The organism is Mesorhizobium sp. 131-3-5, from assembly GCF_016756575.1.
In the GTDB taxonomy this organism is placed as follows: Bacteria; Pseudomonadota; Alphaproteobacteria; order Rhizobiales; family Rhizobiaceae; genus Mesorhizobium; species Mesorhizobium jarvisii.
Genome location: NZ_AP023254.1, coordinates 4,091,363 through 4,104,045 on the forward strand (window position 1 = coordinate 4,091,363; position 12,683 = coordinate 4,104,045).

Annotated in this window: 8 protein-coding genes; 7 read left to right on the top strand and 1 reads right to left on the bottom strand. The window is 63.7% G+C overall.

Annotated features, from left to right (window positions below):
* Window positions 1–98: 98 nt before the first annotated feature.
* The 3 genes from glmU to JG747_RS19935 all read left to right on the top strand — a co-directional run bounded on the left by glmU (window position 99) and on the right by JG747_RS19935 (window position 4,346).
* On the top strand, window positions 99–1,475 hold the full coding sequence (glmU, locus tag JG747_RS19925) for a bifunctional UDP-N-acetylglucosamine diphosphorylase/glucosamine-1-phosphate N-acetyltransferase GlmU (RefSeq protein WP_069092252.1): 1,377 nt from the start codon (window positions 99–101) through the stop codon (window positions 1,473–1,475).
* A 204-nt stretch (window positions 1,476–1,679) separates the two neighbouring features.
* Complete coding sequence (glmS, locus tag JG747_RS19930; protein ID WP_202359874.1) at window positions 1,680–3,503, top strand: glutamine--fructose-6-phosphate transaminase (isomerizing); 1,824 nt, start codon at window positions 1,680–1,682, stop codon at window positions 3,501–3,503.
* A 90-nt stretch (window positions 3,504–3,593) separates the two neighbouring features.
* Window positions 3,594–4,346 carry a DUF502 domain-containing protein gene (locus JG747_RS19935; protein ID WP_038647021.1) on the top strand — a complete coding sequence of 251 codons (753 nt, stop codon included), beginning with the start codon at window positions 3,594–3,596 and terminating at the stop codon, window positions 4,344–4,346.
* Here the strand turns inward: JG747_RS19935 and recG are convergent.
* Window positions 4,298–6,406: an ATP-dependent DNA helicase RecG gene (gene recG / locus JG747_RS19940; protein ID WP_202359875.1), complete on the bottom strand. Its 2,109-nt coding sequence runs from the start codon at window positions 6,404–6,406 to the stop codon at window positions 4,298–4,300. The genes JG747_RS19935 and recG overlap by 49 nt on opposite strands.
* 92 nt (window positions 6,407–6,498) lie before the next feature.
* On the opposite strand from recG, the gene JG747_RS19945 reads away from it, so the two are divergent.
* The 4 genes from JG747_RS19945 (at window position 6,499) to JG747_RS19960 (ending at window position 12,620) form a co-directional block, all read left to right on the top strand.
* A complete protein-coding gene (locus tag JG747_RS19945; protein ID WP_019858376.1) occupies window positions 6,499–6,786 on the top strand; it encodes a succinate dehydrogenase assembly factor 2 in 288 nt (95 codons plus the stop codon).
* A 73-nt stretch (window positions 6,787–6,859) separates the two neighbouring features.
* Window positions 6,860–10,357 (top strand): transcription-repair coupling factor, encoded by a 3,498-nt coding sequence (mfd, locus tag JG747_RS19950; RefSeq protein ID WP_202359876.1) that lies wholly within the window; start codon window positions 6,860–6,862, stop codon window positions 10,355–10,357.
* A 135-nt stretch (window positions 10,358–10,492) separates the two neighbouring features.
* Window positions 10,493–11,866: a class II 3-deoxy-7-phosphoheptulonate synthase gene (locus tag JG747_RS19955; protein ID WP_019858372.1), complete on the top strand. Its 1,374-nt coding sequence runs from the start codon at window positions 10,493–10,495 to the stop codon at window positions 11,864–11,866.
* A 193-nt stretch (window positions 11,867–12,059) separates the two neighbouring features.
* The gene (locus tag JG747_RS19960) at window positions 12,060–12,620 is read left to right on the top strand and encodes a DUF4337 domain-containing protein (RefSeq protein WP_244748158.1); all 561 of its coding nucleotides are present in this window, start codon (window positions 12,060–12,062) and stop codon (window positions 12,618–12,620) included.
* Window positions 12,621–12,683 lie beyond the last annotated feature (63 nt).

Consider the following 12,683-nt stretch of genomic DNA (forward strand, 5'->3'; position numbering starts at 1 on the left):
GGCTCCGTCATCTCACCGGAATTTAACCGCATTGGTGCAGCATGGCGCCACTGCTATCCTGTGTTGATTCCCAACCCTTTTCCTATGGTTGTTCGCCTATGAGCCAGAGATCCTGCCTGTCCGTCATTCTCGCCGCCGGCGAAGGCACGCGCATGAAGAGCGCGCTGCCGAAGGTGCTGCACCAGATCGCAGGCCTGCCGATGGTTGCCCATGTGGTCAAGGCGGCCGACGCCGCAGGTGCCAGTAGCGATGCGATCGTCATCGGCCATGGTGCGGAAGAGATGCGCAAGGCGGTGGCGAAGTTCTCGCCCAAGGCCGAAACCTTCGTGCAGGAAGAGCGCTTGGGTACGGCGCATGCTGTTCTTGCCGCACGTGAAGCGATATCAAGGGGTTATGACGACATCCTGGTGATGTTCGGCGACACGCCGCTGATCGATGCGGAAGCGCTGAACTTGGCGCGGCTGAAACTCGCCGAAGGCGCGGCCGTCGCGGTGATCGGCTTCCGTCCGCCTCTTCCAAACGGCTACGGCCGGCTGGTCGAAAAAGGTGGCAAACTGATTGCCATCCGCGAGGAAAAGGACTGTTCCGAGGCGGAAAAGAAGATCGGTTTTTGCAATGCCGGCATGATGGCGGTGGCCGGCGCCCATGCGCTGAAACTGCTCGACGCGGTAGGCAACAAGAACGCCAAGGGCGAATATTATCTCACCGACATCGTCGAGATCGCCGGTGCGCAGGGCCTTGATGTCGTCGCCACCGAGGCCAGTTTCGAGAATGCGCTCGGCATCAACAACCGCGCCGAACTGGCCCAGGCCGAAGGCATCTGGCAGGCGCGCCGCCGTCAGGAGGCGATGCTGTCGGGCGTGACGCTGATCGCGCCGGAGACCGTGTATTTCTCGCACGACACCGAGATCGGCGCCGACACCATCGTCGAGCCGAATGTCTGGTTCGGCCCGGGCGTGAAGATCGCCGGCGGCGCCAAGATCCATGCCTTCAGCCATATCGAAGGCGCAACCATTGCCGCGAACTGCGATGTCGGTCCGTTCGCGCGGTTGCGGCCGGGAGCCGATCTTCGGAACAAAGCCAAGGTCGGCAATTTCTGCGAGGTCAAGCAGGCTGTCATCGAGGAGGGCGCCAAGGTCAACCATCTGACCTATATCGGCGATGCCCGCGTCGGCGCGGGCGCCAATATCGGCGCCGGCACCATTACCTGCAATTATGACGGCTATTCGAAATTCTTCACCGATATCGGCGAGGGCGCCTTCGTCGGCTCGAACTCCTCGCTGGTGGCGCCTGTTTCGATCGGCAAGGGCGGCTACATTGCCTCGGGCAGCGTCATCACCGAAAGCGTGCCCGACGACGCGCTGGCCTTCGGCCGCGCCCGCCAGAAGACGATCCCCGGAAAGGGCAAGGAATTGCGCGAGCGCTTTGCCTCGGCCGCGGCGGCGAAGAAGAAGGCGGCTGGCGCCGATCACTAGTCTAGCGGTCAGCCGGCGGCTTTACTTCCGCCGAAGCAATCGAAAAACCGACCAATTGCAGTAACCGGATTGCAAGAGCGGTCTGGCATGGTGCATGCGTGGAGAAACGTCCGTTACACCGGACGAAATGCAATGTGACTTTCGCGGTAGGCCGGCCATCCCTAAATAGCGCTGGTTTTCCACGGGGAATCGGGGGCTGTCTGCATGTGCGGTATCGTTGGAATCGTCGGCCATTCGCAGGTTGCGCCGCTCATCGTCGATGCGCTGAAGCGGCTGGAATATCGCGGCTATGACTCGGCCGGTGTGGCCACTATCGAACATGGCAAGCTCGCCCGCCGCCGCGCCGAAGGCAAGCTGATCAACCTCGAACGCCGGCTCAAGGAGGAGCCGCTCGACGGCACGATCGGCATCGGTCACACACGCTGGGCCACCCATGGCGTGCCCAACGAGACCAATGCGCATCCGCATTTTTCCGACGGCGTCGCCATCGTCCACAACGGCATCATCGAGAACTTTGCCGAGCTGCGCGACGAACTGGTCCGCGATGGCTATTCCTTCTCCTCGCAGACCGACACCGAGGTCGTGGCGCATCTGGTGGCGCGCGAGCTGGCCAAGGGGCTGAAGCCGGTCGAGGCGGCGCACCAGGCGCTGAAGCGGCTGGAAGGCGCCTTTGCGCTGGCCATCATGTTCAAGGGCGATGAGGACCTGATCGTCGGCGCCCGCAACGGCCCGCCGCTGGCCGTCGGCCATGGCGACGGCGAGATGTTCCTGGGCTCCGATGCCATTGCGCTGGCGCCATTCACCAATTCGATCACCTATCTCGAGGACGGCGACTGGGCGGTGGTGCGCCGCGACAGCGTCGCCATCTTCGACATCGACGGCAGACAAGTCGAGCGCAAGCGCCAGCAGTCGCTGTCGACCTCCTTCATGGTCGACAAGGGCAACCGCCGGCATTTCATGGAGAAGGAAATCCATGAACAGCCCGAGGTGATCTCGCACACGCTGGCGCATTATGTCGACTTCGTCTCCGGCGTCTCCAAGCCGCTCGACCTGCCGTTCGACTTCGCCAAGATCGGCCGGCTGGCGATTTCGGCCTGCGGCACCGCCTATCTCGCCGGCCTTATCGGCAAATACTGGTTCGAGCGCTATGCGCGGCTGCCGGTCGACATCGATGTCGCCTCGGAGTTCCGCTACCGCGAGATGCCGCTGTCGGCCAATGACGCCGCCTTCTTCATCTCGCAATCGGGCGAGACCGCCGACACGCTGGCCTCGCTGCGTTATTGCCGCAAGGCCGGCATGAAGATCGGCGCCGTCGTCAATGTGCGCGAATCGACCATGGCGCGCGAATCCGACGTCGTGCTGCCGACACTGGCCGGCCCCGAGATCGGCGTCGCCTCGACCAAGGCTTTCACCTGCCAGCTGTCGGTGCTGGCCTCGCTTGCGGTGCGCGCCGGCGTGGCGCGCGGGGTGATTTCGAAGGAGCAGGAAAAGACCCTGGTGCGCGCGCTTTCGGAAGCGCCGCGCTATGCCAACCAGGTGCTCAAGCTCGAAGAGCAGATCGAGCGGATCGCGCGCGAACTGTCACGCTACAAGGACGTGCTCTATCTCGGCCGCGACACCAATTTCCCGCTGGCCATGGAAGGCGCGCTGAAACTCAAGGAAATCTCCTACATCCATGCCGAAGGCTATGCGGCGGGCGAATTGAAGCATGGGCCGATCGCGCTGATCGACGAGAACATGCCGGTCATCGTCATTGCGCCGCATGACCGCATTTTCGAAAAGACCGTGTCGAACATGCAGGAAGTGGCGGCGCGCGGCGGCAAGATCATCCTGATCACCGACAGCAAAGGGGCGGCGCAGGTGAGCGTCAAGACGATGGAAACCATCATCCTGCCCGACGTACCCGAAATCATCTCGCCGATCATCTATGCGCTGCCGATCCAGATGCTGGCCTATTTCGCCGCCGTGTTCATGGGCACCGACGTCGACCAGCCCCGAAATCTGGCGAAATCCGTGACGGTGGAGTAGGGGCCTTAACAGGCGCTCTTTAAAAACTTCGCAGTTCCAAACGGCGTCCCGGTTCACTAATGTTGCGCTGCAACCCGCGCCCGGTGAACCATGTCCGATGCTCCCAAGACCTCCGGCATGACCCGGCTGAGGAACTATTTCCTCACGGGCTTCGTCGTCTGCGCGCCGCTGGCCATCACCGCCTATATCGCCTGGTCGTTCATCGGCTGGGTCGATTCCTGGGTGAAGCCCTATATTCCGGCGCGTTACAGTCCCGACACCTATCTGCCGTTCCCTGTTCCGGGGTTCGGGCTGATCGTCGCGCTGATCCTGATCACGCTGATCGGTTTCCTCACCGCCAACATCGTCGGCCGCGCCATTGTCGGTTTCGGCGAGCGCCTGCTTGGCCGCATGCCGCTGGTGCGCGGCATCTATGGCTCGCTGAAGCAGATCTTCGAGACCGTGCTGTCGAACAAGGGCGACATGTTCCGCCAGGTCGGGCTGGTCGAATATCCGCGCAAGGGCGTGTGGTCGCTGGTCTTCGTCGCCAGCGAGAAGGAAACCGAGATCAACGAGAAACTTGACCAGGAAGGCGACCCGCTGATCGCCGTGTTCATGCCCTGCACGCCGAACCCGACGACCGGGTTCCTGATGTATGTGCTGAAGTCGGACATCGTGCTGCTCGACATGACGATCGAGGACGGCGCCAAGCTGATTGTCTCGGCCGGGCTGGTGGCGCCGGAGGTGAAAAGCAAGATGGTGACGCTGAATGGCGAGCCGATCAACGGAACGGTCGCCAATCCGCCGCTGGGGCCTCATCCGGCGCGCAAGAGCCGCACGGCCTCGTCGCGGCCGAACAAATAGAGCAGCAGGCGCAGCGCCTCGCCGCGGTCGGATTGCAATTCCGGGTCGCGTGACAGGATAAGCCTTGCATCGTCGCGGGCTGCCTCCAGGAGATCGGCATGCGCCTCGATGCGCGCCACCTGGAACCCCGGTGTGCCGGACTGGCGGGTGCCCAACAGCTCGCCTTCGCCGCGCAATTTCAGGTCTTCCTCGGCGATCAAGAAGCCGTCCTCGGTCTCGCGCATCACCGACAGCCGGCGTTTTGCGGTCTCGCCGAGCGGATCCTTGTAGAGCAGCACGCAAGAGGAGGGCTTGTCGCCGCGCCCGACCCGTCCGCGTAGCTGGTGCAGCTGTGCAAGGCCGAAACGCTCGGCATGTTCGATGACCATGACGGTAGCGTCGGGCACGTCGACGCCGACCTCGATGACCGTGGTGGCGATCAGGATGCGGGTTTCGCCCTCCTTGAAGGCGCGCATCGCCTCGTCTTTCTCGGCGCCCTTCATGCGGCCGTGGACAAGGCCGATGCGGTCGCCGAACAGCGGTTTCAGCGAGGCAAAGCGATCCTCGGCCGACATCAGCTTGATCTCTTCGGACTCCTCGACCAGCGGGCAGATCCAGTAGATTTTCTGGCCGCCGGCGACGGCATCCTGCATGCGGGTGACCAGTTCGTCGAGCCGTTCCAGCGGCAGCGTGACGGTGCGGATCGGCTGGCGACCGGCCGGCTTTTCCGTCAGCTTGGAGACATCCATGTCGCCGAAGGCGGTCAGCACCAGCGTGCGCGGGATCGGGGTGGCCGTCATCACCAGCATGTCGGGCGCATCGCCCTTGGCGGTGATGGCAAGCCGCTGATGGACGCCGAAACGATGCTGCTCGTCGATGACGGCCAGCACCAGATCGTGGAAGGTAACCGTCTCCTGGAACAGCGCGTGGGTGCCGACGACGATGTCGATCTCGCCGCTTGCCAGGCCGGCCAGTGTTTCGGTGCGTTCGCGGCCCTTTTCGCGGCCGGTGAGTATGGCGATGCGCAGCCCGACTCGGGCGGCGAGCGGCGCGATCGTCGCCAGATGTTGGCGCGCCAGGATTTCGGTCGGTGCCATCAGTGCCGCTTGGCCGCCGGCCTCGACGGCGCGCGCCATGGCAAGCAGCGCGACCACCGTCTTGCCTGAGCCGACATCGCCCTGCAGCAGCCGCAGCATGCGCTCGGGGTCGGCAAGGTCGGCATTGATTTCGGCCAGCGCGAATTCCTGGCTTGCGGTCAGCGAATAGGGAAGGGCTGCGCGCAGTTTCTCGACGATGCGGCCGTCGCCGACCAGGGGGCGGCCGGACAGGCGGCGGATCTTTGCCCGCACCAGCGCCAGCGAGACCTGGCCCGCCAGCAACTCGTCATAGGCAAGACGCCGCCAGGCCGCGCCGTCGATGGAAACGTCGATGGGATCGGCCGGATTGTGGATGCGGGTAAGCGCGTCGGCAAAGGTGGGAAAGGTGTGCCGGCGCATGAAGGCGCCGTCCTGCCACTCCGGAAATTCGGGCAGGCGCGCCAGCGCCTGGCCGATCGCGCGGCGCAGCACCTTGCCCGAGAGCCCTGCGGTGAGCGGGTAGACCGGTTCGACCAGCGGCAGGTTCTCTGCTTCGCTGGCCAGCGCGATATGGTCGGGGTGGACCATGGTCGGACGGCCGTTGAACCATTCCATGCGGCCCGAGACCACGACATGCTCGCCCACGGGCATTGCCTTTTCGAGATAGGCGGCGTGCGCATGAAAGAAGGTCAGGCCGATCTCGCCGGTATCGTCATGGGCAAAGACCCTGTAAGGCACCGACCGGTTGCCGCGCTGCGGCGGCTGGTGACGGTCGATGCGCACGTCGAGGGTCACGATCTGGCCTTCCGCGGAACCGGCGATGCCCGGCCGGCTGCGGCGGTCGATGACGGTGTGCGGCAGCACAAACAGAAGGTCGCCCGCGCGGGCCGCTCGATCACCAAGATCCGCCGTGACGACCTTCTCGATCAGCGCGCCGACCTTGGGTCCGACGCCGGCAAGCGAAGTGATCGGAACAAACAGCGGATCGAGGATGGAAGGACGCATGATGTCAGCTTATGTCGCGACGGCCACAGCGCAAGGCTGACAGCCCCTTCTATCCACGCTATATGCGCCGCAGCAAGTGAGGATGCGCCACAATGACCGGAACGAAACGATCAAGCGAGGGGCTGGACGCCCACCGCCGCAAGCTGTTGTTCCGCTCGTGGCACCGCGGCATGCGCGAGATGGATCTCATTCTCGGCACCTTCGCCGACGCCGAGATCGGCGCCTTGACGGCTGAGGAAATCGAACAATATGAGAGGCTCCTCGACATTTCCGACACCGAATTCCTGCCGCTGATCACCGGTGAACGCCCGATCCCGGCGGATATCGATTGTCCTGTCCTGCAAAAGATCCTGGCGTCCCGCCGGACCATGACTTTCTGAACAAAAGCAATTCCAGGAAAAGTGCGAAGCGGTTTTCCCCACAGGAATTGCGACAAACAAAGACCGTGATTTGATGAGCCTCATTCCCACCATTGGTCTGCCGAAAGGCCGTGCCGGCCAGTTCATCGTCGATGGTGTCGCCGATGGATACGAGGCGTTTGCACTGGTGCAGGCCGCATTCGAGATCGCGCCCCACAAGCCGGTGCTGTTCGTGGCGCGCGACGGCCAGCGCCTGCCTGTTATCATCGAGGCACTGGCCTTTGCCGCGCCCGGACTGCCGGTGCTGGAACTGCCGGCCTGGGACTGTCTGCCCTACGATCGCGTCTCGCCCGGCTCGGATGCCGCCGCCAAGCGCCTCGACGCGCTGACGGCCATGATCGCGCTGGCGAAGAAGCCGCATCGCGCCGTCATCCTCACCACCGCCAATGCGCTGCTGCAGCGCATTCCGCCGGCTGATCTGGTCGAGGCACAGACCTTTCATGCCAGGCCCGGCAACCAGATCGACATGAACGCGCTGATTGCGCGGCTGGAAACGTCCGGCTTCGAGCGGGTGCCGACAGTTCGCGGCATCGGCGAGTTCGCGGTGCGCGGCGGCATTCTCGACCTTTTCGCGCCCGGCTGGACCGAGGCGCTCAGGCTCGATTTCTTCGGCGACACGCTGGAATCGATCCGCGTCTTCGATGCCGCCACCCAGCGCACCACCGGCCAGCGCAAGTCGATGGCGCTGCAGGCGATGAGCGAAGTGGCGCTGACGCCTGAAACCATCAGCCGCTTCCGCCGCTCCTATATCGAAGCGTTCGGCGCGCCGCAGCGCGACGACGCGCTCTACACGGCAGTCAGTGAGGGCAGGCGGTTCGCCGGCATGGAGCATTGGCTGCCGTTCTTCTATGAGCGGCTGGAGACGGTGTTCGACTATCTGCCGGATACGCCTGTGGTTTTCGACCATCTGGCGCATGAGGCGCTGGCCGAGCGCCACACACTGATCCTCGATCACTATGAAGCGCGCAAAAAGCAGGCCGATGCTGCGCTGAAGGATGCCGTGCCCTACAAGCCGGTGGCGCCGGATCTGCTCTACCTCTCGCCGGAGAACCTGATCGCCTCGCTCGGTCCACGCGAAGCGATCGACTTCACGCCCTTCGACGCGCCCGATGCCGGCGCGAAAAAGGTCTATCACGCCGGCTCGCGCCATGGCCGCAGCTTCGTCGAGGAGCGCGCCGATCCAAATATCAACGTCTTCGATGTCGTCGTCAGGCATATCGCCGACGAGCGCGCGGCACGTCGGCGTATTGTCATCGCCGGCTGGACAGAGGGTTCGCTCGACCGGCTTGGCCAGATCCTCACCGAGCATCATCTGGGCAATCTCAAGCAGGTCGAGACGCTGGCGCAAGCCGAACAGCTCGAGCCGGGGCAGGCGGCATTGGCCGTGCTGCCGCTTGAATCCGGCTTCGAGACCGAAAAACTGGTCGTCGTCGCCGAACAGGATATTTTGGGCGACCGGCTGATCCGGCGTTCTAAGCGCAAGAAGCGCGCCTCCGACTTCATCGCGGAGGCCTCTGCGCTGTCGGCCGGCGATATCGTCGTCCACACTGACCATGGCATTGGCCGCTTCATCGGCCTGCGCACCATCGAGGCGGTCGGCGCGCCGCATGACTGCCTGGAAATCCACTATGCCGGCGATGACCGGCTGTTCCTGCCGGTCGAAAACATCGAGCTTCTGTCGCGTTATGGCTCCGACTCCGCCGAGGCGACGCTGGACAAGCTGGGTGGCGGCGCTTGGCAGTCGCGCAAGGCCAAGCTGAAGCGGCGCCTGCTCGACATGGCCGGGCAGCTGATCCGTATCGCCGCCGAGCGGCAGATGCGCGCCGCGCCGGCGCTGGTGCCGGCCGAAGGTCTCTATGACGAATTCGCCGCGCGTTTCCCCTATGAGGAAACCGACGACCAGCAGACGGCCATCGACTCGGTCAGGGATGACCTCGGCGCCGGCAAGCCGATGGACCGGCTGATCTGCGGCGATGTCGGCTTCGGCAAGACCGAAGTGGCACTGCGCGCCGCCTTCATCGCGGCGATGGAAGGGTTCCAGGTCGCGGTCGTGGTGCCGACGACGCTGTTGTCACGCCAGCATTTCAAGACCTTTTCCCAGCGCTTCTCGGGCCTTCCCGTCCGCGTCGCGCAGGCCTCGCGGCTGGTCGGTGCCAAGGAACTGGCGGAGACGAAGAAGGCTCTGGCCGAGGGCCAGGTCGACATCGTTGTCGGCACCCATGCGCTGCTCGGCTCCTCGATCTCGTTCAAGAATCTCGGCCTGCTGATCATCGACGAGGAGCAGCACTTTGGCGTCAAGCACAAGGAACGGCTGAAGGATCTGAAGACCGATGTCCATGTGCTGACGCTGTCGGCGACGCCGATCCCGCGTACGCTGCAACTGGCGCTGACGGGCGTGCGCGAACTGTCGCTGATCGCCACGCCGCCGGTCGACCGCATGGCGGTGCGCACCTTCATCTCGCCCTTCGATCCGTTGGTCATTCGCGAGACGCTGCTTCGCGAGCGTTATCGTGGCGGACACTCCTTCTATGTCGTCCCGCGCATCAGCGATCTCTCGGAAATCCATGATTTCCTGAAAGAATCGGTGCCCGAACTGAAAGTGGCTGTGGCCCACGGCCAGATGCCGCCAGGCGAACTCGACGACATCATGAATGCCTTCTACGACGGGCAATACGATGTGCTTCTGTCGACCACCATCGTCGAATCCGGCCTCGACATCCCGACCGCCAACACGCTGATCATCCATCGCGCCGACATGTTCGGCCTCTCGCAGCTCTATCAGTTGCGCGGCCGCGTCGGCCGCTCCAAGGTGCGCGCCTACGCGCTGTTCACGCTGCCGGCCAACCGCAAACTGACTGACACGGCCGAGCGCCGGCTGAAAGTGCTGCAGTCGCTCGACACGCTGGGCGCCGGCTTCCAGCTCGCCAGCCACGATCTCGATATAAGGGGCGCCGGTAATCTCTTGGGCGAAGAGCAGTCCGGCCATATCAAGGAGGTCGGCTTCGAGCTCTACCAGCAGATGCTGGAAGAGGCCGTAGCCGAGGTGAAGGATTCCGGCGAGGTCCAGGATGGCGGCTGGTCGCCGCAGATCGCCGTCGGCACGGCGGTGATGATCCCGGAAAGCTATGTGCCGGACCTGCAGCTCAGGCTGGCGCTTTACCGCCGCCTCGGCGACCTCGAAAACACCGAGGAGATCGACGCTTTCGGCGCCGAACTGATCGACCGTTTCGGCCCGCTGCCGGACGAGGTGAAGCATCTCTTGAAGATCGTCTTCATCAAGGCGCTCTGCCGCAAAGCCAATGTCGAGAAGCTCGATGCGGGCCCGAAGGGCGTCGTCATTCATTTCCGCAAGCGCGAGTTCTCCAACCCGGTCGGCCTGGTCAAGTTCATCGGCGAGCAGGGTTCGCTGGCCAAGATCCGCCCCGACCACAGCGTCGTCTTCACCCGCGATTGGCCGACCGCCGAGAAGCGGCTGGCGGGCTCGGCGGTGGTCATGACGCAACTGGCGCGCCTTGTTGAGAAGGCTGTGTAGCCCACCCGACCCATTCGCCAGTGCTGAAATTCCGGTCTAGAATAGGAAATCGGCTTCGTGTATGGAGCCGCCAACCCATATAGGGGCGGAAAAGGCGGGCGAGGGTGCTCGCCGGAAAGAGTGTTGGGTGCAGCGATGACGAAATGGTCGCCGAATTCGTGGAGAGCAAAGCCGATCAAGCAGGTTCCTGCCTATCCGGACCTTGCCGCGCTGAAGAACACCGAAGCTCAGCTCGCCACCTTTCCGCCGCTGGTCTTTGCCGGTGAGGCGCGCAAGCTGACGAAGCAACTCGCGGCGGTCGCTGCCGGTGAGGCGTTCCTGCTCCAGGGCGGCGATTGCGCCGAAAGCTTTGCCGAACACGGCGCCGACAACATCCGCGACTTCTTCCGGGTCTTCCTGCAGATGTCGGTCGTCTTGACCTTCGCCGGCGCACAGCCCGTGGTGAAGGTCGGTCGCGTTGCCGGCCAGTTCGCCAAGCCGCGTTCGTCCGACAATGAGACCAAGGGCGAGGTGACGCTGCCGAGCTATCGCGGCGACATCATCAACGGCATCGAATTCGACGCCAAGTCCCGTATTCCCGATCCTGCCCGCCAGGAAATGGCGTACCGCCAGTCGGCGGCGACGCTCAACCTTCTGCGCGCCTTCGCCCAGGGCGGTTATGCCAGCCTGGAGAACGTGCATCGCTGGATGCTCGGCTTCGTCGCCGACAGCCCGCAGGGCGAAAAGTACGAGTCGCTCGCCAACCGCATCACCGAGACGATGGACTTCATGAAGGCCGTCGGCATCACCTCGGAGACCAATTACGCGCTGCGCGAGACCGATTTCTACACCAGCCATGAAGCGCTGCTGCTTGGCTATGAGGAAGCTCTGACCCGCGTCGATTCGACCTCCGGCGACTGGTATGCCACGTCAGGCCACATGATCTGGATCGGCGACCGCACACGTCAGCCCGATCATGCCCATGTCGAGTATTGCCGCGGCATCAAGAACCCGCTCGGCCTGAAATGCGGCCCGTCGCTGACCGCTGACGGCTTGCTGGAGCTGATCGACCTGCTCAACCCCGAGAACGAGCCCGGCCGGCTGACGCTGATCGCCCGCTTCGGCTCCGACAAGGTCGCCGACCATCTGCCGAAGCTGGTGCGGGCGGTGCAGAAGGAAGGCCGCAGCGTGGTCTGGTCGTCGGACCCGATGCATGGCAACACGATCGAAGCCGCCGGTTACAAGACGCGGCCGTTCGACCGCATCCTGAAGGAGGTGCAGACCTTCTTCGAGGTGCACCGCGCCGAAGGCACGCATCCGGGCGGCATCCATGTCGAGATGACCGGCAAGAACGTCACCGAATGCACGGGTGGTGCGCGCGCCATCACGGCCGAGGAATTGCAGGACCGCTACCACACGCATTGCGACCCGCGCCTCAATGCCGATCAGGCGATCGAGCTGGCCTTCCTGGTGTCGGATCTCCTGAAGAAAAGCCATCCGGTGCAGCACAAGCAGGCCGTCAACGGCTGATCCTGCCGATCCCAAACGACCAACATGCGAAGGCGCCTGAGAAATCCGGCGCCTTTTCTTGTTCCGGGACGATGTTGTCCAGGCGGTCGTCGCGTCAAACCTTACGAAAATTTATGCTGACGCGACCTGTGCAAAACAAGATTGAGGTGAAGGTTCGCCGTCGACCCAATCATCGCTGGCCAGGATTCGACGAATGGCAATGGAAGACGCTACCCAGGAGCACCTCGAGAACGCCGAACATGCCGCGCATGAGGGCAATCCCTTTCTGACCACGGTCTCCGTCACAATAGCGGTGTTGGCGGTTCTCGCCGCGACGGTCGGCAGCTTCGAGTCGCTCGAAACCGCGGAGGCGATAAACGACAAGAGCGAGGCGGCCTATCTCCAGAACAAGGCCAGCGATCAGTGGAGTTTCTTCCAGGCAAAGAGCATCAAGAAGAACAGCTATGAGATCGCGGCGGCGACGGGTGGCCCAGGAACCGACCAATTTCAGGCCGCCGCGAAGCGCAATGAAGCCGATGGTGCAGAGATCCAGGCCAAGGCGACCGAATTTGAAAAGCAGGTCGACGAAAAGCTGCGCGATAGCGACGTGCGCGAACGCCGTCATCATGTCCTGACGCTGGCGGTGACGCTGCTGCACATCTCGATCGCCGTCGCGACGCTCTCCATCATCACCCGTGGCAAGCGCTGGCCGTGGATCGGCTCGCTGGCGCTGGGCGCCCTGGGTGTGATCGCGGCCGGCTTCGCCTATCTCTGAATTCGTCTATGTCTGATTGAGCCGGCCGGGCATCGCCATCCAATTGGAAAGAGGCCCGCATTG